This window comes from Arthrobacter alpinus, assembly GCF_900105965.1.
Lineage (GTDB): Bacteria > Actinomycetota > Actinomycetes > Actinomycetales > Micrococcaceae > Specibacter > Specibacter alpinus.
Window position 1 is genome coordinate 1,061,943 of the sequence record NZ_FNTV01000001.1, and the last position, 23,797, is coordinate 1,085,739.

Consider the following 23,797-nt stretch of genomic DNA (forward strand, 5'->3'; position numbering starts at 1 on the left):
CTTAGTGGCCTTCGGCCAGCCGATTGCCGGAGTCCTTGCTTTGGTGGTGGTGACGGCAGCACCCTTGTGCTTCCGTATCGGGGTTGTCACTACTGCGGTATGTGTCGCGATCCTTCTCTACGGGGTAGTGGGGGCCATTGGCCTCTACGCGCCAGCAGTCGGCCCGCTTGTTCAAGTAAGCCTTATCGGGCTGTCTGCACTTGGGGCGTTCTGGGGATTGCGATTCGCCATGCAGACGAAGCTTCGCGGCGTCGCTCCGAAGCTAGCCGCAATCTACATGTTCTGCTGTGCCTTGGCGACGGTGGTTTCAGTTTTCGGCAGCGGGATAACATTCGGCCTGCGATCAGGGCTGGCTCTAGTATTCCCACTGCTCTGCGCATTCGCTGTCGCCGGCACTATCTCATCCGGAGCCACTGACTACACCCGGGGTCAAAGGCGGCTATCCATAGTGGCTACAGTCGTTGTCGTTGTCGTTGGAAATGCCGCATTCTCCCTCCGGCAGGCGACAATAGGATTCACCGGCGCTGAAATGGCGGAAATTACAGCGGGCCTCTCGACCTATGGCGTCGGCGACACGATTCGGACTATGGGGCTATTGCCCACGAACCAGGACTTTGGGCTGCTGGCCGCGTGCCTGACCCCCGCCTTGTTCATGTCCGCCGCTCACACCAAGGGCTGGTACCGGACATGGTTGCTTGTGGCTGGTGTTGCATTGGCTGCGGCGATGGCTCTGAGCTTGACGCGAACCTCGCTCATCGCCGCCGTTGCGGCCTTGGTGATCGCTCTAGCTTTGTGGGGCAATGGTGACTTGGTGAAGCGTCTGGCCAAGTATGGGTCAATAGCCGCGGTCTCCACGGTTGCGCTGATATTGATGGTTCAGGCAAGTGGCAACGAGCGAGTGATAACCGCCGTAGATCGCGCACTCACACTGACCGACCTGACCGGAGATCGATCGTTCAACGACCGCCTGGCAATCGTCTACCCTCGTGCCATCCAAGCAATGATCGAGAACCCGTTCGGCGCGGGGTCCGGCTCAGCAGGACCAATGTCGCAGATCCGTCCAGACATTGCGCCTCTTGGGGAGTTGACGACTGACAACGGCTTCCTGATGATTGGTGTCCAGCTCGGGTGGATCGGAATGGTTGTGTTCTTTGCCCTCCTTGTATCCGCGATGGCTTGGCTGGTCAAGAAGGATACGTTCTATGCGATCAGTGCCGCCACGGCTATCCTCGCGCTTATGATCGCAATGATCACTGCGCAGTACTGGACGCTGACAGCACCGGTATGCGTCATCGCAGCATGGGTTGGACTTGGTGTCTCATCGACCAGCAAGACCGCGGATCCGACGCTGCTTGTGAAGCCGAGAGAAAAGCTACTCGTCATCAAGTAACCATGACGAAAGGCCCTGCCAAATGGCGGGGCCTTTTCGTTTATAGAAGTTGTCGGTCGTTAGAACGTGTCGCGGAGTGCGTGGCGTTGGTGCACTGGCATTCGACTGCCGACCATGCAGCTACACCGTCCTCGTACATGGATGCACACCTAAACCGGCGTGGCTTCAATCTCATCCATTTATAGAGCGTGACTGCCCAGGTCTGACGGCTGCCGATTTCGTGGCCACACTCAGGACATACTTCTTCTTCGAAGCTTTCCAATGTTCCCCCAATAGATTATTTGAATCCATAGGATACCCCGAAACTTGAAGCTTCCACTAGCCAATTGGACTATGACTTCTTTGTGACTTGTCCAAATGGGCAGCGTCGGCAGTGGGGCGCGACAAGACCAGCTAAATTCCGAACCCTCCTGGCACATATTCCCCATGGGCTAGACGGTCGTTTTGGTCAAGGAAGGAGAGCTCAGGGCACGGGTCAATGGCCACAATATGTTTGACCACGAACTGGCGGAATGCATCATGTAGTCGTTTCATGCTCAGACACTAGAGCCGGGCGCTGATCACGGACAGAGTGGCCAGTACTCGACCTTGACTCGGAGGTACCTATGTCTGCTTAGTGCCGACGACAGCGGAGTGGCCTGCCTATGCAAGCGGTCTGCACAATCCGGTGGAATCTAAGCGAGGGCGTAGAGCGAAACTGCCACTGCCGCCACAACGAGCAGCCCAAGTCCGACGTACACGGCGATTTGCCTGCGCCTCCGGGATGCCATCTCGCGAACTTGGCGTTCCTGATGATCATATTTTTTCCCCATGTAGCCCACCATACGCACATACCAGGTTGCCCGGGCGAGGTTACGTTTTACACAGGCTGAGATCCGTTTTACGGGCTTGTATCGACCGGTTAAGTTCCCCACCCAAACCACCAGACACCTGGTGGTTTTTCTTTTGCCCGAAAGGGGCTGCAATGACCAAAAAACCCAAGCCGCGCTGGTCTATCATCAACGGCCGGAGGGGAGCGTTCCAAGTCCTGTTCGCCACCGTCTACACACTGGTGAGCGTTAGTTACCTACTGGTCCCTCCCAGCGCCGGCAGATCGTCCGCGCTGTCTTGGCTGCCAGGCGTGCATGTGCACTATCTGGGCTTCATCTGGGCTGTCGTCGCTGTCGTCGGTTTCGTCGGAGCTACATTGCCACGGCCGCGGGATCGGTTCTCATTCATCGGGTTGACGCTCGCCCCTACTATCTGGGGTTTTCTCTACCTCATTGGCTGGATGCTCGGAACTTCCAAGACTGGCTGGGTGACCACTTGCCTCTATTGGGCGATTGCCGGTGCGGTCATGGTGGTCTCAGGGATGCAGGGTCCAAGCGATCGAGACGAACGGATGGCCCGATGACCGTACAAGGATGGCTGACGATAGCTGGGATCGTCGTCACCGCAGTTTTCTCCTACGGCGCATCCCGGTACGCCGGGCGCGCTTCGGTAAAGGTGAAAGAAGTCGAGGTTGACGCCGCCGCCTATGAGCGGGCCGAATCAATCAACGCGGCGATGTTCAAACGGTTGCAGGAGGAGGTGAGTGCCCTCAAGGAAAGCCACGAGAAGCAGGGAGACAAACTGCGCCTACTGCGGGAGGACCTCGACAAGGTAACGCACGTCTTCCGGATCAGCATGAATTTCATTGAGCGGTTCCTGCTCTGGGCCCGTGACGGGTCCTTGCCGCCGATCCCCTCCATCCCGGAACAACTTCGGGAACACCTTGACCCCTCCCTGATTCGGGAGCATGGCAGACAACAAGAACAGAACGACCGACTCTAAGTCACCTAATCCGGGTGGCTTTCCTATTGCCCTAAGGAGGGCTCATGGCTTTCAGTCAAGCGGCAATGCAAGCTTTCGCTGACTACGCGGTAGCGAACTGCAATGGACGCACCCAGGACCTCGCCGGACGTGACCTAAACGTCGACCAGCGATACGGCTACCAGTGTATGGACCTGTGGATTTGGGCCCGGTATCGGCTCGGATTCACCGACAATCTGCCAACTCCGGACGCTGCAGCAGTGTGGGAGATGAACTGGACCGCGCCGACGAACCGCATGTGGGAATTCTTTGACGCGATCACTCCGGAGAAGACAGCGGTGGCCGGTGACTTCGGCATCATGAACCGCAGCTTCTTTGGCAACGGTGTCGGGCACATCTTCATGATCCTCGCCGACCTTGGCAACTCCATTCGGGTGCTCGAGCTGAATGGCCTAGGTGACGGGTTCGAAGACGACAACGGCGGCCAGCACGGCTCACCAGGGCGCATTCATGAGTGGCCCAAAACTTACCTCTACGGATACCTCCGCTGGATCGGCACCCCGCCAGCAGTGGCAGGCCAGACCAGCAACATCACAACAATCCCCACCTACACCGCCGATCAGCAATTCCTTGTTGACCTCGGTCTCGCACTCACTTAGGAGACAGCATGACACCTCAGCCATACCCCGGAAATCAGCAAGCCCTCAAGGACGTGTGGTGGATTTTGTGCCACGAAGACGGACGCAAGTACCTCGCGGATCTCATCGGCGGTACCGCTGCGGATAAGACCCTCAACACCACATTCGACCGCAAGGGTTCTGGTGCCGCCCTTGGTGGCAAGACCAGCCTCGCAGCTGAGGTGGCATGGAAGACAGACGGCACAATTCAGACGTTGAATGCGATTGCCGCCAAAGATGATGCCAGTGTCAAGGCAATCTCGGACACGGTCAAAACGGCACTGGCTGAGGGCGTCGTCAAGGTCGACATCAGCGTTGCCAGCGCACCCGCGGAGTTGAACAAGTGACCGGCCGGCGCGTGCTGACTGTGGACAAGGCTGACGCGCTGCAGCGTGCCCTCCGCACGTTGTGGCAGGGCTTCGGCATGGATGCGCTCATTGCCATCGGCGGCGGGCTGTTGCTGCTGCTCAACACGGGAGATGTAACGTCTCCGCTTTTCTGGGCCGCGGTTGGGGTGCTCGTCGTCAGATCCGTTCTCATGTCCCTGGCGGCGTACCTGCAGCGGCTTGGCAAAGCACCTAAGCCCTTACCTACCCCGCCGCTGCCGGAACCTGACGCGCTGTTGACTGACCAGTACCACGAAGCCGTGGCTCGTGACCGTCACGCTATCTACCCCGACGACGGCAAATAATAACTGACACAAGTAGGCCCCACCGTTTGGTGGGGGCCTACTTGTGTTTAAGAACTAGCCGAGGTCATCGGCCCACATGTCATTGTCGTACTTATCGAATTCGCCGGCTACCTGCTCTTGGTAGTCCCTCTTGTTCCCAGTTGCGGGGGATTCTTCGGGGGCTTCGGTCGGCTGAGGTGTTTCTGTGTCTGGATTCATGACCGTAGCCTAATGCTCTGGCCGGACGCTTACTAGCCGCACACCCTCAGGCAAGGTCCGATTGAGCTGCTGGAAGCCGGCCGCGTAGTCCTGGCATTCAACTCATGTGGTCTCGATGGCGCCCGTCGAGATGGTCTCGAGCATTGCGGTGATGATCATGAACTGATTGTCAGTGTCAGTGGGGGAGTGCATCATGGGTGGGTGAAGAAGCCTGACCAAAGTTTTGCGCACCTGCTGTGGATGGATCGTGTCCAAGCAAGTTGCCCAGATCACGGGCGCATCCAGTTCTTAGAGGGAGACGCACGGCGTTGGGTGAAGGTTGGGAGTATTTACGGGCTGGCCTGTGGATACACGCGATCACTTGTGTATGTGGAATGGACCTCGGCTCTGGTCGGGCATATGTCGGAGTGGTTCCCGGCGGTCGGCGTTCACGGTGTGCCTGACGATGAGTGGCACGGCCTTCCGTTGGTTGAGTGAGGGTTTGTCAGAATCTACACCTGCAGGCGAAATCGTGACTCTCAAGTCGTTGCCACGTTGGCTAGCAAGTTTCATAATTAGAGGGTGTTGACTGTGTGGGACGAGACCGCCAACGAACGGGCCGTCTTGAAGTTGAGCCACCAATGCCAACACAGTAAAGGTAGCCACCGACCCGGAGCAGAGTCGATGGCTACCCTCATGCAGGGAGAGACGGTGCCCACGGCGAGCACCAACACCTAATCGGGGTTCACTCTCACGCTGTGTCCTGGCTCTTGCATCACGGTGATGATCGCGTGTGCCGTAGCGGTGTTGAGGCCGTCTATTTCGATTTCATGGCCATAGAAGTTGTCGCAGTTCCTGCAGGTGTAGTCAACAAACCAAACCCCTGCATCGTTGCGTCGGCGGCGTCGTGCACTTTCAATGAGCACGTACTCATCTGTTTCGCATACATCGCACCAAATTTGGTCCATTTCGCCAGTCTGGATTCGCTCCAGGGCGTGGGGATCTGATGTGTTTTTGCTTTGCTTGAACATCACTTATCACCCTTCCGAAACAAGATTCTGAGACCATAGGGAAACTTAGTGGCACCAATTTTAGACACGCCCTTGTGGCCCGTCCAGTCTCAAATTCCTGCTTTCTGGCACTGAATTCGGATAAATGTGCACACAAGTAAAGCCCCCACCTTCTCGGGTGGGGGCTTTCTTTTCTTTACCGTTCTGGCCGTACACTCACCAGCCGTACACCCTCAGGAAGGGTCCGCTTGAGCTGCTCGAAGCCTGAAGTGTAGTCCTTGCAATCCACTGACGTGACCTCTAGGGCGCCCGTCTCAATAGTCTCCACCAATGCCGTGATAATCATGGGGTAACCATAGCCCGAGGGTGTGACAAACTCACGCCGCCACCGATTCCATGGACCGCACCGACCACGACGCACGGTCTTGGCCGAGCACTAGCTCGAAGGTGACGAGTGGAGACCGTGGGTTGTGTCCGATCCGGGCCTGCACTTGCCAGACCGCAACGTCGATTCGCAGCATCCCATCTTTGGGCGCACGGGTTGTTGTCTCCCACCACGGCACACGCTCAAACCACCGCACAGGCACCGCGCCCACATGCCACGTCCGGCCGTCACGGATGAACGACACAGGCGCACCCGACGCTGTCTCCACTTTCACAGTTTCCATGTCCAGCACAATATGGGCAGGCACTGACAAAGACGGCGGCATGGTTTAGCGTGGACGCATGTTGCGCTGGGATATCTCGTTACACCCGTCGTGGGATCGGATGTACAAGTCTGGGATGACCGTGCGCGAGATCTCCGATCTGACAGGCCGGCCGCTCTCGACCGTGCAACGTCACCTGCAGGTCAGGCAAATCTACGACGATGAGATCCGGCCCATTCATGATGCAGCCAACGCGGCACGCGGCCCAGGCTGGCCCACCACGCACTGGCAACGCCGATACAAAGACACCCAAATCTTCCTAGCCGCCCATGCTCGGCTACCCGCTGCCAGTGGCGATGAGGAAGAATCCTCGTTGGCCCGGTGGGTTGCCCACCAGCGCGCTCTGCATATCCGTGGCGAACTTCCCGACATTCAGATCACGCTGATGGACAAGCTGCCTGGCTGGACATACCGGGAACCCTCGGTGAATCGGGATGAGCACTGGCGAGAACGCCTCGCACAGCTTCACGCATTCGTCGAGGAGACAGGTGCGATGCCGCGCTACAAGCGCTACGACAGCGAAGAAGAGCATAGCCTCGGCGTTTGGCTCCACACCCAACACCAGGGCCGAGCAGAAGGACACCTAAAACAATGGCGGCTGGAAGCTCTCAACGAAGCACTGCCGGGCTGGCACAGCAGCATGTGACTGATTGAGGGGCGGCACCTCGAGCTGGCTGAGCGGAGTCCGCCTTCCGAAGTGACTTTGCACGGGCGGGGGAGTGTGGCACGTTTGTGGCACACTCCGTGATTTGACTTCAAAGTTCAGGCACGAAAAAGCCCTCCTGATCAGCGTTTGTGCTGGTCAGTAGGGCTTTTCTTTCAGGTGGGCGATACTGGGTTCGAACCAGCGACCTCTCCGGTGTGAACGGAACGCGCTACCACTGCGCCAATCGCCCAATGAAGTACTTTAATCCGCGATGCAAAATTAGCTGTACTCCGTGGTGCGTGTAAAACACTAGCTCAAAGATTCCCATGCTCATAATCGGCATTTTCGAATCCCCAGGCGATCGCAGGGGAGTGGTCGGCGTGCTGCGAAATGGTGTGGAAATTGGCCAGTGGGTAAGGGGCGAAAAGCTAAATGTGACGAGGGCCTCATGGGTGAATTTGGCGAAAATCGGCAAAAATGCCCCAAAACGGCACTCTAATGACATGGCTGTAATTCGAATGGTTGGCGAGTAAACCGCGCCAATTCAACGATCCAGGCATCAGGGAGGAGTGGGCCCCCATGCCAGGGCACCCACGATTTGGTGTTTGGGAATGTGCTCGGGTAATGTTTTCACCGCAGCAACACGGACTGCCGAAGCGGAAACGCGGAGGTGTGGAAATGAAGCTCAAGTGGTCGTAGCTCAGCTGGTAGAGCACCACCTTGCCAAGGTGGATGTCGCGAGTTCGAATCTCGTCGACCACTCGTAGGACACCGTTCAGCACTCACGGTGGGGTGGCCGAGAGGCGAGGCAACGGACTGCAAATCCGTGCACACGGGTTCGAATCCCGTTCCCACCTCCATTTGGCTGATCCAAGGTATTTTGCTGTATAGTTCAGCGGGATGCATTGGGCGATTGGCGCAGCGGTAGCGCGCTTCCCTGACACGGAAGAGGTCACTGGTTCGATCCCAGTATCGCCCACGAATGAACTTCATTGTTCGTTCTTTTGATGAAAATCAAACGGTGTAGTGCAGCAACACATGTGGTCGTAGCTCAGCTGGTAGAGCACCACCTTGCCAAGGTGGATGTCGCGAGTTCGAATCTCGTCGACCACTCGTAAGAATGCAGGAAATGCCGGAATCCCCAGGATTCCGGCATTTTCATGCGAGTCTTTTGAAAAAGTAAATATGGGCGATTGGCGCAGCGGTAGCGCGCTTCCCTGACACGGAAGAGGTCACTGGTTCGATCCCAGTATCGCCCACGAATGAATGTCACAGTTCATTTGATGTAGTTCCCTGTGGTCGTAGCTCAGCTGGTAGAGCACCACCTTGCCAAGGTGGATGTCGCGAGTTCGAATCTCGTCGACCACTCCAAATAAACATGAATGCCGAAACCCCCAGGGTTTCGGCATTTTTGTTATCCGGCCCTGTGGGCGCAAGCTCCTCGGCAGCCGGGCCAAGACTTATCCACAGTGGTCAGCCTCGCTGCTGCACACTGTCACACAGGAGTGGAATAGTAGAGGCATGACAGCACCAGCATTGGCACACAGTACCGAATTGGGGCGCATGTACGCCCGTTCCTTGCAAGATCCACCCAAGGTTCCTTCCATCACCACCGTGATCGGCCAACAGGCCACCACCCTGGATGGGTGGATTGGCTATATGGCGGCCACGGCCGTAGCCAAGCACCCTGACCTGGGAACCGCCGTGGGTAACCCCGGACAATTGCGTACGGTGGTTCGTGACAGCTCAAATGCGGCTGAACAATTCCGTGACGCCGCAGCGGCCCGCGGTGATCGCGTACACAACTATTGTGAACAGGTGGCACTACGCGCCCTGGACCGCCCGCATCAAATAGTTGAAGCCCGTGCGGCCCTTGCCGAAAATGGGGAAGAAAACTTTGCGCTTCGTTTTGATACTTGGTGGGACGAATTCCAGGTCAAGCCGATAGCTCCCGAAGTCACCGTCTGGAATGAAACATTGGGCTACGCCGGGACCCTGGACCTGGTCGCGACCATTGGCGGGAAACTGTGCATTATTGACTACAAAACCAAAGGCACGGATCGCAATGGACAGGTCAAAAGCCTGGACGCCAAGGTCGTGATGCAACTTGTTGCCGGAATGAAGGCGGAGGAATCCATTGTGGATGAAGCCGCAGGTACTTGGGAGCCATGGAAGTACGGTCAGGACCCGATCTTGCTCGGCGTGGCCATCGGCGAGACCGAAGTGCGAACCCTGCGCGCCAACCCGGAGGTTCTCAAAGCACATTGGTTTAAATTCGCCTCACTGCGCCGCGTGTGGCAAACGTCATTGGATGCGGCCGCAGCCGGGACACCTTTGCTCGATATTGCGCCGCCGGGGCGGTAACTGACAACTAGACTGGACGGGTAGCAGTTTTGCGATCCCTTTCCGTCTCGCGTCAATACCAAAGTGAGGTGCCCACCCGTGGCTATCCTGAGCATTCGCATCATCGGCGACCCTGTCCTGAGAACCGTTGCCGAAGAAGTGAAAACCTTCGGGCCTGAACTCGCCAAACTCATTGACGACATGCACCAAACCATGGCGGATGTTCGAGGCGCGGGCTTGGCGGCACCCCAGATTGGCGTGAACAAGCGAATCTTCACCTACTCCGTTGACGGCTATGAGGGCCATGTCATTAATCCGATCCTCGTGGCCAGTGACGACCTGGCCCCGGGTGAGCCGGAAGGGTGCCTCTCTGTGCCCGGACTCGGGTTCACCGTCAACCGTCACCGCTGGGTGCGGATCACCGGCGTGGACAAGCACGGCCACCCCATCGACATGGAAGCCACCGGAATGCTGGCCAAGTGCTTCCAACACGAAACCGATCACCTGGATGGAAAATTGTACGTAGACCGCCTCGAGGGCGATGACCGCAAGGAAGCGCTTCGCGCCATCCGCATGGCCGACTACCACGACGTCACTGCCGAAACCGTGGCAAAGCGTGCCCGCACAGTTGGCTCCGCATTTGGTGCAGGCGCCGCCCAATGAGGGTTCTCTTTGCCGGAACACCAGCCGTAGCACTGCCTTCCCTGGAAGCCTTGCGTGCCGCAGGACATGAGATCGTCGCCGTCCTGACTCGCCCGGACGCACCGCTGGGACGCAAACGCGTCATGACGCCGTCGCCCGTTGCCGCCCGGGCAGCCGAGTTGGGCCTGCCCATCATCAAGGCAGACAAGATCGACGCCGAGGCTTCCGCAGCCATTGCTGCCGCAGCGCCCGAGGTTGCCGGCATAGTGGCCTACGGCGCCCTGATTCCACCCAGCGCATTGAGCATTCCCGAGCACGGTTGGATCAATCTCCACTTTTCGCTCCTGCCTGCCTGGCGAGGTGCGGCACCGGTCCAGCACGCCGTTATTAATGGCGACGAGGTGACCGGAGCGTCCACATTCCTGCTGGAAAAAGGCTTGGACACCGGCCCCGTGTACGGAACCATGACCGAAGCCATCCGGCCCACCGACACCAGCGCGGAACTGCTGGAGCGGCTTTCCCACAGCGGCGCCACCCTACTGGCCCAGACCATCGACGGCTTGGGCGCCGGAAGACTGACGGGAGTTGTCCAGCAAGGCGAAATCTCGCTGGCTCCGAAGCTCACTTTGGAGGATGGCCACGTTCAATGGCGTGATCCTGCGTTGGCCATCAACCGTAGGATTCGTGGCGTGACCACCGAGCCAGGCGCCTGGACCATGCTGGCCGGCCAACGGTTTAAGCTTGGCCCCGTGGGCATGCGCACCGACATCACCGGACTTGCCCCCGCACAGCTGCATTTCGAGGCCAAGTCAGTGCTGGTTGGCACCGGCTCACACGCCGTAGAACTCGTGGACGTACAGCCCGCAGGCAAAAAACTAATGAAAGCTACTGACTGGGCACGAGGCCTGGGCAACAAGGAAGATGTGGTGTTTGAATGACCAGCGAGCAAGGCGGACGTTCGAGCCACCGCAACAACCAGCAGGGGAGCGGTTCGGGCCTAGGAGGTGTCCGGCGTCGTGACGATGCGGGACGCGAACGCAACCGCAGCACCGGCCGCAACCGCACCGAAACTGCGCCGGGTGAACGCACCCGTATTGCCGATCCCGCACGGTTGGTGGCCTTTGAAGTGCTGCGCGCCGTCTCTGCAGACGATGCCTACGCCAACCTTGTACTGCCCACCCGCATCCGTCGCCACGGGCTGGACCGCCGCGACGCAGGTTTCGCCACGGAACTGACCTACGGCGCCTTGCGTGCCCAAGGAACGTACGATGCCATCCTGGCCAAATGCGTGGACCGCCCGCTCAGCGAGCTGGACCCGGCCATCCTGGACGCGCTTCGCATCGGGGCCCACCAGCTCATGGCCATGCGCGTACCAACCCACGCCGCCCTGGATCAGACCGTTGGCCTGGCACGTGCCGTGATTGGCGCCGGTCCCTCCGGTCTGGTCAATGCTGTGCTGCGCAAGGTCGCCGCCAAGGAAATGCCCGAATGGTTGGCCGAGCTCACCGACGGTCTCAGCGACGACGTCAAGATTGCCTCGATCGAGCACTCGCACCCGGAATGGATTGTGCGGGCCCTGCGCCAGGCTCTCGTAGCCCACGGCCGTGACGTTTCTGAAATAACTGCCTTGCTGGAAGCCGACAACGCCGCTCCTGTCGTGAATCTCGTTGCCCTGCCCGGCTTGGGAGACCTCACCGAGGCCTTCGACGCCGGGTTCACTCCCGGTGAGCTGGTGAAGGATTCCGCGCTGTCCTCCGGTGGCGATTTGAGCCGACTGGAGAGCGTTCGTGATGGTTCTGTCCGTGTTCAGGACGCCGGCTCACAGCTGGTGGCCCGCGCCCTGGCCGCCGTCGAGATCACCTCAGAACTCGCCGACGGCGAAGAGCGCTGGCTTGACATGTGCGCCGGCCCGGGCGGCAAGGCAGCCCTGTTGGCGGCCCTCGCAGCCGAAAAGGGTGCCTGGATTCTTGCCAATGAGCCCTCTGCCCACCGTGCCAAATTGGTCTCGCAGGCACTCGTTGCCGTTCCGCAGGACACGTGGACGGTTCGCACCGGTGACGGCCGGGACATTGGCACGGAGCACCCGGGATCGTTTGACCGAATCCTGGTCGATGCACCGTGCACGGGTCTTGGTGCCCTGCGCCGCCGCCCCGAATCACGGTGGCGCCGCAAGCTCTCGGATGTTTCCGAGCTCGGTCCGCTGCAGCGAGAGTTGCTCACCTCTGCCCTTGATGCGCTCAAGCCCGGTGGCGTGGTGGCCTATGTGACCTGTTCGCCGCATGTGGCCGAAACCGTGGCAGTTGTTGAGGACGCCATGCGCAAGCGCACGGACGTTGAACTGCTCGACGCCGGTGCCGCCCTTGACGCTGTCAGCCTCAGTGGAGATCTGCGTGCCGGCAACCCGGAATCGCCCATCGCGGCACACCAGAAGATGGCTCAGCTGTGGCCGCACCTGCACAGCAGCGACGCCATGTTCATTGCGCTGATCCGCAAGAACTGACCCGCAGCACCTGATCTGCCCCGCCGGGCTGGGTGTCCCCAAGGCCTAACACTTTGAGGAACGCCCAGTCCGGACATCCCCGCACTGCCCGCACACCGAGAGGTTCCTTCATGACTAACCCAACGCCCACATGCTGCATCAACCCCAGCATTCTGTCCGCTGACTTCGTCAACCTTGAAGCAGAGCTGGGCAGGATCGCCAACGCTGACGCAGTTCACGTTGACGTCATGGACAATCATTTTGTGCCGAATCTAACCATTGGCCTTCCCGTGGTTGAGCGGATCCAGCAGATCAGCCCCGTGCCCCTGGACGCCCACCTGATGATTTCCGATGTGGACCGTTGGGCACCCCTGTACGCGGATGCCGGCCTCGCTTCGGTGACGTTCCACGTGGAAGCATCCAGCGCCCCCATCAAGCTGGCCCGGGAATTGCGGGCCAGGGGTTCCAAGGCGGGCATGGCCTTGCGCCCAGCCACACCCATCGAGCCTTACCTGGACCTTTTGGGCGAGCTGGACATGCTCTTGATCATGACAGTGGAACCAGGCTTCGGCGGCCAGGCCTTCCTCGACGTCACCCTGCCCAAGATCCGCCGCGCCCGCGCCGCGGTCGAAGGTAGCGGCCTCAACGTGGCCATTCAGGTGGATGGTGGCATTACCGAGGAAACCATCACCCGTGCCGCCGAGGCCGGCGCGAATGTTTTCGTTGCAGGTTCGGCCGTCTACGGAACTTCGTCACCGGCTGAGGCCATTGATTCACTCCGTGCCAAAGGCCAACTCGCCTTTCGCTAAAGGTGGCCGGAGGCGCGCGGGAATGAATTTGACCCGGCGCGCCTTACACATAAAGTAAACATTGAGTATGGCAGCTTCAAGGTGTCGTACCATTGACCAAAGCCCGCATCTGCGGGCTAAGAACAAGAAGTATCACGTGCTCCGGGGTCGGTGTAATTCCGAACCGGCGGTTATAGTCCGCGACCCGCGCGCAGCAAGCTGGAAACAGTTTGCCGCGAACGGTTGATCTGGTGAAATTCCGGAACCGACAGTTAAAGTCTGGATGGGAGAAGCACGAACAGTCATGGCCGTCAGGTCAGGGGTGCAGTAGTGGAGTCTTGAACTCTGCCTGGATCCTTGCTTTGAGGCGAGCCTCGCTGTACGTTACCCCCGGAGCCATCGCGGTCTTGAAAGGGTAAAGGTAACGATGGACTTTCTGCGATGGCTCTTTGACGCCAAGCTTGAATTCGCCGGTGGCGGGTTCCTCCTGTGGCGTGAAGTCATAGGCAATCTCTTCGGGCTCGCCAGCGCCCTCGGCGGTATGCGCCGTAAAATCTGGGCATGGCCTGTGGGCATCGTCGGCAACGTCCTGTTGTTCACAGTCTTCATGGGTTCCGTCTTCGGCTCGGCCGATCACGTCAACCTGCTGGGCCAGGCCGGCCGCCAAATCATGTTCATCGCGGTCTCCATCTACGGCTGGCATCGCTGGAACCAAACCCGCCACCAGAAGGGCGACGACGGCACTCACGTGGGCGAGGCGGTAGCCCCCCGCTGGGCCGGGACCCGCGTCCGCTGGCTACTGGTCGCCACCATGATCGCCGGAACGGCCATCCTCACCCCCATCTTCCGGGCCCTGGGATCCTATGAACCGGTGTGGGCCGATGCCTGGATCTTCATGGGATCACTGCTGGCCACGTACGGAATGGCCAAGGGCTGGGTTGAATTCTGGCTCATCTGGGTCGCAGTTGACCTAGTGGGCGTGCCCCTGCTCTTCAGCGCCGGCTATTTTGCCTCAGCCTTCATGTACATCTTCTACGGCGCCTTTACTCTGGCCGGATTCTTCGTATGGTGGAGGGTGCGGCACACCACCGATGCGCAAGCCCGCCGCGTTTCGGTCGACACCACCTTCCCTGACATCACTGTGGGCAATAGAAAGGCCAACTCATGAACTTCGGCAATTTGAACCACGGTTCCTTCGGAACAGACCCCTACAGTTCTGAGAATGAGCAATTTACTGCCGCAGAGATTCTGGGTATGGAAACGGCCCTGTCCGCAGCCCGCCAAGGCGTGCGCGGTTCCAATCCTTTGGTCGGTGCGGCCATCATCGACGCCGATGGCACCTTCCTCGCCATTGGTTACCACCGTGGCGCCGGAACTCCGCACGCCGAAGCCGACGTCATCAATCGCCTCCTGGGCACCGGCGTCAAGCGCGATCTCTCGGCGGCAACGCTAATCATTACGTTAGAGCCGTGCAGTCACTTGGGCCGCACCGGGCCCTGCACCCAGGCCATACTCGACGCCGGCATCGGCAACGTAGTTTTCGCTGTCCGGGATCCCCACCTGCCCGCCGCAGGAGGAGCCGAAATTCTCCACAACGAAGGCATCAACGTCCGCATGGGCCTCATGGCCGTGGAAGCCGAAGACTTGAACCGGCAGTGGTTTATTGCCGTCAAGGAAAAGCGTCCCTTCATCACGGCCAGGCTCGCCCAGACCGTTGACGGCCGCATCGCCGCAGCGGACGGCACCAGCCAATGGATCACCTCGGAAGAGTCCCGTCTGGACTCTCACGAACTGCGGGCCCGGGTCGATGCCATCGTGGTGGGGACGGAAACGGTCTTGGCAGACAATCCCCGCCTGACGGCGCGCGCGGCCGACGGGTCCGACGCCGAGCAGCAGCCCATCCGGGTAGTCATGGGCTTGCGGGAGATCCCGGCTGACGCCGCCGTCCGCGGCAGGGCTGGGACACCCAGCACCCCTGACCGGTTGGGTGCCGATGACTTCCTGGCCCTGCACACCCACGATCCAGCCGAGGTTGTGCACGAATTGCATGGGCGAGGCGTAGGCCACCTCATGATCGAGGGTGGTGCGAAGATCAATGCGGCGTTCCTGGCCAAGGGCCTGGTTGACGAGCTTGTGGTTTACCTTGCCCCAACCCTCCTCGGTGCCGGCATTCCTGCCCTGACCGATCTTGGCATTGGCACCCTTGCCGACGCTCAGCGATGGGAATGGGATGCCACAACATCCGGTCCCGTCGAGTTGCTGGGCCCCGATCTGAAATTGACGCTGATGCCGGCGAAGTCCTCCAGCGAAGAAGGAAACTGAATATGTTCACAGGAATTATTGAAGGCCGCGGAACCGTTGTTCGGATTGAACAACACCCGGAAACAGACAGCGCGGTACTTGCAGTTCAAGCCGGTGATGTGCTTGACGGTATGGACTTGGGCGGCTCGCTGGCCATCAACGGCGTCTGCCTGACCGCTGTGGCGTTGGCTGATGGAACCATCGAAGTCGATGTCATGGGTGAAACTCTCCTGCGCACCACCACCGGCGAATTGCGTGCCGGCGACGAGGTCAACCTGGAACGCTGCGTTGTCGCGGGTGGACGACTGGACGGGCACGTAGTCCAGGGGCACGTTGACGGTGTCGGTGCGCTCGTTGAACGTGAAAATCAAGGCAAGTGGGACAGACTGCGTTTTTCTGTTCCGCGTGAGTTGTCACCGTACATCGCCGAAAAAGGCTCCATCGCCATCGACGGAGTGTCTCTCACCGTGACAGCTGTGAGCCCGGCCAGCGAGCCGGAGCAGTGGTTCGAAGTGGGACTCATCCCTGTGACCTTGGCCAAGACCGGACTGGGTCAGAAGGCAGTGGGGGGCACGGTCAACCTAGAGGTGGATGTGCTGGCCAAGTACGCTCAGCGCCTGCTCGAGTTCAGCACCCTCAACGCCGCTCACACCGGGGGCGGTGCAGCATGAGCCGGGCCCTGACACTTCTGGACCCGGTATCGCTGGCCATCGAGGCCATTGCCCGCGGAGAAGCCGTGCTGGTTGTCGACGACGAGGACCGCGAAAACGAAGGCGACATCATCTTCGCCGCCGAACACAGCACGCCGGCGCTCATGGGCTGGACCATTCGCTACAGCTCAGGGGTCATCTGCGTCCCCATGGAACACTCCGACGCTGACCGGATGGCACTGCCACCCATGGTGGTGGACAACCAAGACGCCAAAGGCACCGCCTACACGGTAAGCTGCGATGCTGCCCAGGGTGTCACCACGGGCATTAGCGCCACAGACCGGTCCCTGACCGTGAAGGTCTTGGCGGACCCGCTCTCTACGCCCCGGAACGTGACCCGTCCCGGGCACATCTTCCCGTTGCGGGCCGTGGCAGGTGGAGTCAGGCAGCGCCCCGGGCACACAGAAGCGGCCGTTGACCTTTGCAAGCTGGCAGGGTGTGCGCCCGTGGGAGTCATCGCCGAAGTGGTGGATGACTCCGGTGAAATGGTGCGCCTGCACGGACTGCGAGAATTCGCTGACGAGCACGGTCTGGTGCTGATTTCCATCGAGGATCTGGTCGAATACAGGGCAGCACGCGAGGGAGAGTCCGCATGAGCAAGCCGGCAGGCGCCGTGACGGGTGGGCCTGTGGTGCAGCTGCCTACCCGCTTCGGAATGTTTGAGGCACAGGCCTGGATCGATGCCGAGACCGGCGCCGAACACCTCAGCCTCACGGCACCGGGTGAATCAGCCACCGGGCCAGGCGAAACAACCGACGCCGACGCACCTCTGGTTCGTCTGCACTCGGAATGCCTGACCGGGGATGTTTTTGGCTCCTACCGCTGTGACTGCGGCGAACAACTGGACTACGCCCTGTCGATGATCAATCGCCACGGTGGCACCCTGCTGTATTTGCGCGGACATGAGGGTCGCGGCATTGGGCTCGCAAACAAGATGCGTGCCTATAGTCTGCAGGAGGCCGGTGCCGACACCGTCGAGGCCAACGAGCAACTGGGCCTTCCTGTCGATGCACGCGACTACACGGCCGCTGCTGAAATTCTGCATTCCATGGGGCTGACCCGCATTGCCTTGTTGAGCAACAACCCGCTCAAGCAAGAAGATCTCGCAAAACACGGCATTGACGTTGCCCGCGTTGTGCCCACGGAAGTCCCTGCGCGGGCAGAGAATCTGCGGTACCTGAAAACCAAACGGGACCGCATGCGTCACGCCTTGTCCATCACCAACACCCCCACTACCTTAAACACTCGGAAAGGACCCACGACATGAGCGGTCACGGAGCACCAGTCATCGGTTTCAACTCGGAAGAAAAGTCACAGGCCGGATCCCTGAAACTGGCCATCGTTGCCGCCAGCTGGCACACGGAAATCATGGACGGTCTGCTGGCCGGTGCCCTGCGTGGTGCGGCCGACGCGGGCATTGAAAACCCGACAGTTGTGCGCGTCCCCGGAAGTTTTGAACTCCCCGTGGCGGCTGCACGGCTCGCGGCCAGCTACGACGCCGTCGTTGCCTTGGGTGTTGTCATTCGTGGCGGAACACCGCACTTTGACTATGTTTGCCAGGCTGCCACCATGGGCCTGACAGATGTCAGCGTCCGCACCGGCGTCCCGGTGGGCTTTGGCGTGCTGACCTGCGACACCGAGCAGCAGGGCCTGGACCGCGCGGGCCTGCCCGGTTCGGTCGAAGACAAGGGTCACGAGGCCGTGACAGCCGCCCTGGCCACCGCCGTGACGCTGGCTCAGCTGGGCGTCTAGAGGCATGTGGCCCAAAACCGTGCCTTGTCCGCTTATGCGAGGTTGCCCAACCACGTGTAAGCGGACAAGGTGCGGTTATGCACCAGATAGCGCTTCTTCGTGTTCACATCGTGGACTTAGGGTGTCTCAAAATCCGCGAACGCAGTAGGAAGCAAGTAAGGTGTAGTGCGTGAAGACCTTCGAATCCCTTTTTGAAGAGCTCAGTGAGAAAGCCGCAGCCCGGCCCGCTGGCTCCCGTACCGTTGCCGAAATTGATTCTGGCGTCCACGGTATCGGCAAGAAAGTGGTTGAGGAAGCCGCCGAGGTGTGGATGGCCGCCGAGTATGAATCGGAAGAAGCCTGCGCCGAGGAGATTTCCCAGCTGTTCTACCACCTGCAGGTCATGATGATCGCAAAAGGTTTGACCCTTCAGGACGTTTACAAGCATCTGTAGCCACATGCCGTGGCGTTTTGTTGTGACCCTGAAGTGGCACGCACTGCCGTGCCGAAACCTTTTGCTTGACCGATCTGAAAGATTTTTATCATGTTGCGTGTAGCCGTTCCCAACAAGGGTTCCCTGTCCGAAGCCGCCTCAGCGATGTTGACGGAGGCTGGTTACCGCCAGCGCCGCGATACCCGGGAGCTGGTCATGGTTGACGTTGATAACAACGTCGAATTCTTCTTCCTCCGCCCCCGCGATATCGCCATCTATGTTGGGGCAGGCACGCTGGATGTAGGCATCACGGGCCGTGACCTCCTCATGGATGCACAGGTCGACGCCGAGGAACTCCTGCCGCTGGGCTTCGCCAAGTCCACCTTTCGCTTCGCCGGTCCGGTAGGCGACTTCAGCAGTGCCGCCGAGCTCGAAGGCAAGCGCCTGGCCACCAGTTACGATGGTCTGCTGCGTGAATACCTGGCCGAGCTGGGCATCAAGGCCTCCGTGGTCCGCCTCGACGGCGCTGTGGAATCCTCGGTTCGTTTGGGTGTCGCCGATGCGATTGCCGACGTCGTCGAAACCGGAAGCACACTCAAGGCTGCCGGCATGGAAATCTTCGGTGAGCCCATCCTGAACTCCGAGGCCCTGCTGATCGGTCGCCGTGGGGTCACCCCGCCGGCGGGAGTGGAAGTTCTCATCCGCCGCCTGCACAGCGTTCTTGTGGCCCGCCAGTACGTCCTGTTGGACTACGACGTGCCGAAGAAGCTCATGGAGAAGGCCACCGCGCTGACGCCAGGGCTGGAATCACCCACCGTGTCACCTCTGCGCGACACCGACTGGGTTGCCGTGCGCTCCATGGTCCTGTCCAAGGACACCAACCGCATTATGGACGAGCTGTATGACCTTGGCGCCCGCGCCATCCTGGTCAGCAACATCCACGCCTGCCGCATCTAGGGGGAGACACCCATGAGTGTTGCCATCAGAGTCATTCCTTGCCTGGACGTCGACGCCGGCCGGGTGGTCAAGGGTGTCAAGTTCCAGAACCTGCGCGACGCCGGCGATCCGGTGGAACTGGCCAAGCGCTACGATTTGGCCGGTGCCGATGAGCTGACGTTCCTTGATGTGACGGCCTCCTCCGGAAATCGTGAGACCACCTTCGACGTTGTCTCGCGTGCCGCTGAGCAAATCTTCATCCCGCTGACGGTTGGCGGGGGAGTCCGCGAGGTCTCAGATGTGGACAAGCTGTTGCGTTTCGGCGCGGACAAGGCCTCGATCAACACCGCAGCCATTGCCCGCCCGGCCGTCATTGACGAGATCACCCACCGCTTCGGCTCGCAGGTCCTGGTGCTCAGCGTTGACGCGCGCCGAACCCAAGGCGGAAACACGCCGTCGGGCTTTGAAGTGACAACCCACGGTGGCCGCAAGGGCACCGGCATGGACGCCATCGAGTGGGCCAAGGAGGCCGCCGACCGTGGTGTGGGCGAAATCCTGCTGAACTCGATCGACGCCGACGGCACCAAGGAGGGCTTCGACCTGGAGCTCATCCGCCTGGTTCGCGCCGCCGTGCACATCCCGATCATCGCCTCCGGCGGTGCTGGCAAGCCGGAGCACTTCCCGCCGGCGGTTGCTGCCGGTGCCAATGCCGTGCTGGCCGCCTCGGTGTTCCACTTCGGCCCGGACAGTGCCATTGCCGATGTTAAGAAGGCCATTCGCGACGCAGGCTACGAGGTCCGCTAGCAGTCCAAACACAAGAAAACCACGCCTTCAATAATTTGGAGGCGTGGTTTTCTTTGTGTCTGGACTGCGAGAAAGCGCGGCTAAAATCCGACGTCGGCCGTCTGGAGAAGTGCCACGGCATCGGGTTGTCCTTCGAAAGAGACCAGAGCATGGCCGGTGCGGCCGTTGGCATGCATCAGGAGCTCCCCGGGGTCGCCGATGATGGCCACGGAGACCGGTGCGCGTTTGGCGACGTGGCGGGGCCCCTCCGGATTCACCAGCACAATGCCGAGATCTACGCTGCGGTACAAGATTGCCGCGCGCTTGACCAGATCCGCCCAGAGCACTTCTGAATAGGCGGCATCGAGAGTGCGTGGTGCCCAGCGGTCTGAGGCGCGGCGAACATCCTCGGTGTGGACGAAGAATTCAATGAGGTTTGCGCTGTGGTCAACTGCCTTCAAGGCGAAGGGTGACAACTTGGGCGGGCCGGCCCGGAACTTCGCCACAAGGGCGGCAAATGTTTCTGAGGTGCTTGATTCGGCAGCAAGCTTTGCAATGGCCTTGTCGGTGGCCTTCTTCCAGGGTTTCAAAACCATGCCCAACCCGGCGCGCGGGTTGTGTTCGCGCAGGTATAAGTGAGCGGCCAGTTCCTGGGTGCGCCACCCGTCGCAGAGCGTGTCGGCACCAGGCCCAGCTGCCAGCAGGGTCTCGGCGAGGACTTCACGGGAAGGTTCTACAAATCGCATCACTTGTGAAATTAGCATGTATTCGCCCGTCGTGGCACCTAGAACCGCCGCGAGGCGCCGCCTAGTTACCTAACCAACCCATCCAACACGACCGCAATTGCTTCGCATCGGGGCCCCGGATGGCTTTTGAAGGCCCGTCTGGCACTAGAATTGGTGGCGATGCCACAAAGCCCAGAACCCCAGTCAACTCCGGTGGAATCCGCCGGGCAGCCGCCCCTCGACCTGCCGGCCGATGTTGCCGCAAGGCTCAAGCACGATGCCGCCGGCCTGGTTGCAGCCATCATCCAGCAGCACGATTCCAAGGAAGTCTTGATGCTCGGCTGGATGGATGATGAGGCCCTGCGCCGCACGCTCAGCGAAGGTCGCGTCACGTTCTACTCACGCTCACGCCAGGAATATTGGCGCAAGGGCGATACCTCCGGCCACTTCCAGTTCGTCAAGTCCGTTGCCCTTGACTGCGATGGCGATGCACTGTTGATCAACGTCGACCAGGTGGGCGCGGCCTGCCACACCGGAACCACCACCTGCTTTGACGGCCGCGAGCTCGCCGCCGTCGTGGGCCATCGGGGCGCTTAGCCCGCACCGGCCCCTCGCTTCATCCACCGCTTGACTCAAGAAAGCCTTTCATTCCATGCAAGATTTAGGTGTCATCAGCCCCTCTCTGGCGGAATTCCGGGAGTTGGCTCGCAGCCGCCGGGTTGTTCCTGTCCATTTGAAAGTCCTTGCCGACGCCCAAACGCCCATTGGCCTGTACCGGTCCCTGGCGGCTGGCGCCCCTGGCACCTTCTTGATGGAATCGGCTGCCGCAGGTGGTGTGTGGTCGCGTTACTCGTTCATTGGCGTGCGTTCCAGCGCAACGCTCACAACCAACGACGGCGGGGCGTTCTGGCAGGGTGAGCCCCCGGCCGGCGTGCCCCTCGAGGGCAACCCCGTGGCCGCCATGGAGGCCACGCTGAAGTTGCTGGCTACCGAACGCTTGGCCGGCCTGCCGCCGTTTACCTCCGGCCTGGTTGGCTTTGTGGGATGGGAGTCCGTAAGGCACTGGGAGAAGCTGCCGACGCCTCCGCCCGATGACCTCCAGCTGCCCGAGCTGGCGTTGAACCTCGTTGCTGACATGGCTGTCCATGACAACAACGAGGGCACGCTCATGTTGATCGCCAACGCCATCAACGCCAACGGAACCGATGAGAACGTGGACGCGGCCTGGCACGACGCCGTGGGCCGGGTCCGCGGCATGGTGGACCAGCTGCGGATCCCGGTTGCCCAGCCCATGTCCGTCCTGGATGTTCCGGCCGCCAGCTTTGCCGACAGTGTTGAAGAACGCTGGGACCGTAATGAGTACCTCAAGGCCCTCGACAAGGCCAAGGTGGCCATAGTTGACGGCGAGGTGTTCCAAGTGGTGGTTTCGCGCCGCTTTGAAATGGTCTGCGAGGCATCCGCACTGGATGTGTACCGGGTCCTGCGCAACACAAACCCCAGCCCTTACATGTACCTCTACAGCTTCGAGGACGCCCAAGGGCAGCCGTACTCGATCGTAGGATCCTCCCCGGAGGCTCTCGTGAGCGTGCTCGGTGAGGAAGTCATCACGCACCCCATCGCCGGCTCACGCCCACGCGGTGGCACCACGGAGGAAGACATCTGGCTGGCCAAGGACTTGCTTGCAGATGAAAAGGAACGCTCCGAACACCTGATGCTCGTAGACCTCTCCCGCAACGATCTGTCCAAGGTCTGCGAACCTGGAACCGTGGACGTCACCCAGTTCATGGAGGTGGAACGTTTTAGCCACATCATGCACCTCGTCTCCACAGTGGTGGGCACACTCAGCCCGGACAAGAGCGCCTACGATGTGCTGGCCGCAACATTCCCGGCCGGCACCCTCTCCGGTGCCCCCAAGCCGCGCGCGTTGAGCCTCCTGGATGAACTTGAACCGCACCGACGCGGCATCTACGGGGGAGTTGTGGGTTACCTGGACTTCGCCGGAGACATGGACATGGCCATCGCCATCCGCTCGGCACTGCTGCGCAATGGCAAGGCCTATGTCCAGGCCGGTGGCGGTATCGTGGCAGATTCAGTCAACGAAACCGAGGCCATGGAAACCGTCAACAAGGCGGCAGCGCCTCTGCGGGCGGTTTATGCCGCCGCCTCACTGCGAGACCTCGATGAAAGCGCGGCTGCACAATCATGACCACGGAACTTCCGCACACAACTGCCAAGCGCGTACCGTTTTGGCAGCGCAAAGCAAGCCTGATCCTGCTGGCGATCCTCGCAGCGTTGGCAGTCTTTGGCACCACCACGCAGACCTGGATCCATGTTGCCATCGCCCAGGGCGAGGTGGCCCAGACAGATCTGGACATTCCCGGCAATAAGGCGGCCGTCGCCGTTTCCGCCCTCGCCATGGTGGCCCTTGCCGGTGCCGTGGCTACCTCCATCGCCGGAAAGGTGGCGCGGATCGTTACCAGCTGCATTGTCTTCCTCAGTGCGGCGGGAATTGTCGCCGTCGTTCTTGGCATTGTGCTGGATCCGGCGGCAGCGGCCATGACCGAGGTCGGTACCGCAACAGGCATTGAGGGCCAGCCCTCGGATGCGACGGCGACCATCTTCCCCGTGCTGGCCATTGTGGCGGCAGTTGTTCTTGGGCTGGCAACGCTCTTGGTTCTGTGGTTTGGCCGCAACTGGAAGGTACGCAGCAAATATGATGCCGCCAAGCAGGAAAGCGCCACCGAATCGGATGGCCCGATCGATGAGATTGACCATTGGGACCAGCTCAGTCGCGGCGAGGACCCCACCGCATAGGTGCGGCACACGTCCGCGGAGTG

The 23,797-nt window shown here is 60.5% G+C and carries 31 protein-coding genes, 7 tRNA genes and 1 riboswitch; of the genes, 30 read left to right on the forward strand and 8 right to left on the reverse strand.

Annotated features, from left to right (window positions below; translation table 11 throughout):
* Positions 1-448: 448 nt before the first annotated feature.
* A complete protein-coding gene (locus BLV41_RS21995; protein WP_170835424.1) occupies positions 449-1,390 on the forward strand; it encodes an O-antigen ligase family protein in 942 nt (313 codons plus the stop codon).
* Positions 1,391-1,783: 393 nt separating this feature from the next.
* Here the strand turns inward: BLV41_RS21995 and BLV41_RS22000 are convergent, their stop codons facing one another.
* Together BLV41_RS22000 and BLV41_RS22005 are read right to left on the reverse strand one after the other, a co-directional pair.
* On the reverse strand, positions 1,784-1,924 hold the full coding sequence (locus tag BLV41_RS22000) for a hypothetical protein (RefSeq protein ID WP_170835425.1): 141 nt from the start codon (positions 1,922-1,924) through the stop codon (positions 1,784-1,786).
* 140 nt (positions 1,925-2,064) lie between these two features.
* Positions 2,065-2,202 (reverse strand): hypothetical protein, encoded by a 138-nt coding sequence (locus tag BLV41_RS22005; RefSeq protein ID WP_170835426.1) that lies wholly within the window; start codon positions 2,200-2,202, stop codon positions 2,065-2,067.
* A 152-nt stretch (positions 2,203-2,354) separates the two neighbouring features.
* Between BLV41_RS22005 and BLV41_RS04925 the strand changes: the two genes are divergently transcribed.
* Genes BLV41_RS04925 through BLV41_RS04945 form a run of 5 tightly spaced genes read left to right on the forward strand, consistent with a single transcriptional unit; the run spans position 2,355 to position 4,549 of the window.
* Complete coding sequence (locus tag BLV41_RS04925) at positions 2,355-2,783, forward strand: hypothetical protein (protein ID WP_074710836.1); 429 nt, start codon at positions 2,355-2,357, stop codon at positions 2,781-2,783.
* Positions 2,780-3,202 (forward strand): hypothetical protein, encoded by a 423-nt coding sequence (locus BLV41_RS04930; protein WP_074710837.1) that lies wholly within the window; start codon positions 2,780-2,782, stop codon positions 3,200-3,202. Before BLV41_RS04925 ends, BLV41_RS04930 begins: the two co-directional genes overlap by 4 nt.
* Positions 3,203-3,246: 44 nt before the next feature.
* On the forward strand, positions 3,247-3,840 hold the full coding sequence (locus BLV41_RS04935) for a hypothetical protein (protein WP_074710838.1): 594 nt from the start codon (positions 3,247-3,249) through the stop codon (positions 3,838-3,840).
* An 8-nt stretch (positions 3,841-3,848) separates the two neighbouring features.
* On the forward strand, positions 3,849-4,205 hold the full coding sequence (locus BLV41_RS04940) for a hypothetical protein (RefSeq protein WP_074710699.1): 357 nt from the start codon (positions 3,849-3,851) through the stop codon (positions 4,203-4,205).
* A complete protein-coding gene (locus tag BLV41_RS04945; protein ID WP_074710839.1) occupies positions 4,202-4,549 on the forward strand; it encodes a hypothetical protein in 348 nt (115 codons plus the stop codon). Before BLV41_RS04940 ends, BLV41_RS04945 begins: the two co-directional genes overlap by 4 nt.
* A 54-nt stretch (positions 4,550-4,603) precedes the next feature.
* On the opposite strand, the gene BLV41_RS22010 is transcribed toward BLV41_RS04945, so the two are convergent.
* The 4 genes from BLV41_RS22010 to BLV41_RS04960 form a co-directional block, all read right to left on the reverse strand.
* Positions 4,604-4,747 carry a hypothetical protein gene (locus BLV41_RS22010; RefSeq protein WP_170835427.1) on the reverse strand — a complete coding sequence of 48 codons (144 nt, stop codon included), beginning with the start codon at positions 4,745-4,747 and terminating at the stop codon, positions 4,604-4,606.
* 713 nt (positions 4,748-5,460) lie between these two features.
* Positions 5,461-5,760 carry a hypothetical protein gene (locus BLV41_RS04955; RefSeq protein WP_139244214.1) on the reverse strand — a complete coding sequence of 100 codons (300 nt, stop codon included), beginning with the start codon at positions 5,758-5,760 and terminating at the stop codon, positions 5,461-5,463.
* 172 nt (positions 5,761-5,932) lie between these two features.
* Positions 5,933-6,082, reverse strand: a complete 150-nt coding sequence (locus tag BLV41_RS22015; protein ID WP_170835428.1) for a hypothetical protein — start codon at positions 6,080-6,082, stop codon at positions 5,933-5,935.
* Positions 6,083-6,113: 31 nt separating this feature from the next.
* Entirely contained in the window at positions 6,114-6,404 is a 291-nt protein-coding gene (locus BLV41_RS04960; RefSeq protein ID WP_074710841.1) for a hypothetical protein, read from the reverse strand.
* Between the two features lie 58 nt (positions 6,405-6,462).
* Between BLV41_RS04960 and BLV41_RS04965 the strand changes: the two genes are divergently transcribed.
* Positions 6,463-7,089, forward strand: coding sequence for a Helicase associated domain protein (locus BLV41_RS04965; RefSeq protein ID WP_083360604.1), 627 nt, complete (start codon positions 6,463-6,465; stop codon positions 7,087-7,089).
* 178 nt (positions 7,090-7,267) lie between these two features.
* Here the strand turns inward: BLV41_RS04965 and BLV41_RS04970 are convergent.
* A tRNA-Val gene (locus BLV41_RS04970) sits at positions 7,268-7,339 on the reverse strand.
* Between the two features lie 439 nt (positions 7,340-7,778).
* On the opposite strand from BLV41_RS04970, the gene BLV41_RS04980 reads away from it, so the two are divergent.
* From BLV41_RS04980 to hisF, 20 genes are all read left to right on the forward strand, one after another.
* Positions 7,779-7,851 (forward strand) — tRNA-Gly (locus BLV41_RS04980).
* Positions 7,852-7,875: 24 nt separating this feature from the next.
* Positions 7,876-7,949 (forward strand) — tRNA-Cys (locus BLV41_RS04985).
* 47 nt (positions 7,950-7,996) lie between these two features.
* Positions 7,997-8,068: transfer RNA gene (locus BLV41_RS04990), tRNA-Val, on the forward strand.
* A 61-nt stretch (positions 8,069-8,129) separates the two neighbouring features.
* Positions 8,130-8,202 (forward strand) — tRNA-Gly (locus BLV41_RS04995).
* A 74-nt stretch (positions 8,203-8,276) separates the two neighbouring features.
* Positions 8,277-8,348: transfer RNA gene (locus tag BLV41_RS05000), tRNA-Val, on the forward strand.
* Between the two features lie 36 nt (positions 8,349-8,384).
* Positions 8,385-8,460 (forward strand) — tRNA-Gly (locus tag BLV41_RS05005).
* A 150-nt stretch (positions 8,461-8,610) separates the two neighbouring features.
* Complete coding sequence (locus tag BLV41_RS05010) at positions 8,611-9,453, forward strand: PD-(D/E)XK nuclease family protein (RefSeq protein WP_074710844.1); 843 nt, start codon at positions 8,611-8,613, stop codon at positions 9,451-9,453.
* Between the two features lie 78 nt (positions 9,454-9,531).
* Positions 9,532-10,095, forward strand: coding sequence for a peptide deformylase (def, locus tag BLV41_RS05015; protein WP_074710845.1), 564 nt, complete (start codon positions 9,532-9,534; stop codon positions 10,093-10,095).
* Positions 10,092-11,012, forward strand: a complete 921-nt coding sequence (locus BLV41_RS05020; protein ID WP_074710846.1) for a methionyl-tRNA formyltransferase — start codon at positions 10,092-10,094, stop codon at positions 11,010-11,012. The genes def and BLV41_RS05020 overlap by 4 nt, the downstream gene beginning before the upstream one ends.
* Positions 11,009-12,574 carry an RsmB/NOP family class I SAM-dependent RNA methyltransferase gene (locus tag BLV41_RS05025; RefSeq protein ID WP_074710847.1) on the forward strand — a complete coding sequence of 522 codons (1,566 nt, stop codon included), beginning with the start codon at positions 11,009-11,011 and terminating at the stop codon, positions 12,572-12,574. Before BLV41_RS05020 ends, BLV41_RS05025 begins: the two co-directional genes overlap by 4 nt.
* A 110-nt stretch (positions 12,575-12,684) precedes the next feature.
* On the forward strand, positions 12,685-13,362 hold the full coding sequence (gene rpe / locus BLV41_RS05030) for a ribulose-phosphate 3-epimerase (protein WP_074710848.1): 678 nt from the start codon (positions 12,685-12,687) through the stop codon (positions 13,360-13,362).
* 133 nt (positions 13,363-13,495) lie between these two features.
* Positions 13,496-13,640: riboswitch (FMN riboswitch) on the forward strand.
* Between the two features lie 128 nt (positions 13,641-13,768).
* On the forward strand, positions 13,769-14,509 hold the full coding sequence (gene pnuC / locus BLV41_RS05035; protein WP_074710849.1) for a nicotinamide riboside transporter PnuC: 741 nt from the start codon (positions 13,769-13,771) through the stop codon (positions 14,507-14,509).
* A complete protein-coding gene (gene ribD, locus BLV41_RS05040; RefSeq protein ID WP_083360605.1) occupies positions 14,506-15,663 on the forward strand; it encodes a bifunctional diaminohydroxyphosphoribosylaminopyrimidine deaminase/5-amino-6-(5-phosphoribosylamino)uracil reductase RibD in 1,158 nt (385 codons plus the stop codon). The genes pnuC and ribD overlap by 4 nt, the downstream gene beginning before the upstream one ends.
* A 2-nt stretch (positions 15,664-15,665) precedes the next feature.
* Positions 15,666-16,313, forward strand: a complete 648-nt coding sequence (locus tag BLV41_RS05045) for a riboflavin synthase (protein WP_074710850.1) — start codon at positions 15,666-15,668, stop codon at positions 16,311-16,313.
* Positions 16,310-16,948, forward strand: coding sequence for a 3,4-dihydroxy-2-butanone-4-phosphate synthase (gene ribB, locus BLV41_RS05050; protein WP_074710851.1), 639 nt, complete (start codon positions 16,310-16,312; stop codon positions 16,946-16,948). Before BLV41_RS05045 ends, ribB begins: the two co-directional genes overlap by 4 nt.
* On the forward strand, positions 16,945-17,619 hold the full coding sequence (locus BLV41_RS05055) for a GTP cyclohydrolase II (protein WP_074710852.1): 675 nt from the start codon (positions 16,945-16,947) through the stop codon (positions 17,617-17,619). The genes ribB and BLV41_RS05055 overlap by 4 nt, the downstream gene beginning before the upstream one ends.
* Entirely contained in the window at positions 17,616-18,104 is a 489-nt protein-coding gene (gene ribH, locus BLV41_RS05060) for a 6,7-dimethyl-8-ribityllumazine synthase (RefSeq protein ID WP_074710853.1), read from the forward strand. The genes BLV41_RS05055 and ribH overlap by 4 nt, the downstream gene beginning before the upstream one ends.
* Before the next feature lie 169 nt (positions 18,105-18,273).
* A complete protein-coding gene (locus tag BLV41_RS05065; protein WP_044570795.1) occupies positions 18,274-18,537 on the forward strand; it encodes a phosphoribosyl-ATP diphosphatase in 264 nt (87 codons plus the stop codon).
* A gap of 90 nt (positions 18,538-18,627) precedes the next feature.
* A complete protein-coding gene (hisG, locus tag BLV41_RS05070; RefSeq protein WP_074710854.1) occupies positions 18,628-19,473 on the forward strand; it encodes an ATP phosphoribosyltransferase in 846 nt (281 codons plus the stop codon).
* A 12-nt stretch (positions 19,474-19,485) separates the two neighbouring features.
* A complete protein-coding gene (gene hisF / locus BLV41_RS05075; RefSeq protein WP_074710855.1) occupies positions 19,486-20,256 on the forward strand; it encodes an imidazole glycerol phosphate synthase subunit HisF in 771 nt (256 codons plus the stop codon).
* Between the two features lie 80 nt (positions 20,257-20,336).
* Here the strand turns inward: hisF and BLV41_RS05080 are convergent, their stop codons facing one another.
* Positions 20,337-20,981 (reverse strand): TIGR03085 family metal-binding protein, encoded by a 645-nt coding sequence (locus BLV41_RS05080; protein WP_044570868.1) that lies wholly within the window; start codon positions 20,979-20,981, stop codon positions 20,337-20,339.
* A 159-nt stretch (positions 20,982-21,140) separates the two neighbouring features.
* On the opposite strand from BLV41_RS05080, the gene hisI reads away from it, so the two are divergent.
* Genes hisI through BLV41_RS05095 form a run of 3 tightly spaced genes read left to right on the forward strand, consistent with a single transcriptional unit; the run spans position 21,141 to position 23,774 of the window.
* Positions 21,141-21,557, forward strand: a complete 417-nt coding sequence (hisI, locus tag BLV41_RS05085; RefSeq protein WP_074710856.1) for a phosphoribosyl-AMP cyclohydrolase — start codon at positions 21,141-21,143, stop codon at positions 21,555-21,557.
* A 55-nt stretch (positions 21,558-21,612) separates the two neighbouring features.
* The gene (locus tag BLV41_RS05090) at positions 21,613-23,166 is read left to right on the forward strand and encodes an anthranilate synthase component I (RefSeq protein ID WP_074710857.1); all 1,554 of its coding nucleotides are present in this window, start codon (positions 21,613-21,615) and stop codon (positions 23,164-23,166) included.
* A complete protein-coding gene (locus tag BLV41_RS05095; RefSeq protein WP_074710858.1) occupies positions 23,163-23,774 on the forward strand; it encodes a Trp biosynthesis-associated membrane protein in 612 nt (203 codons plus the stop codon). The genes BLV41_RS05090 and BLV41_RS05095 overlap by 4 nt, the downstream gene beginning before the upstream one ends.
* The last annotated feature ends 23 nt before the right edge of the window (positions 23,775-23,797 follow it).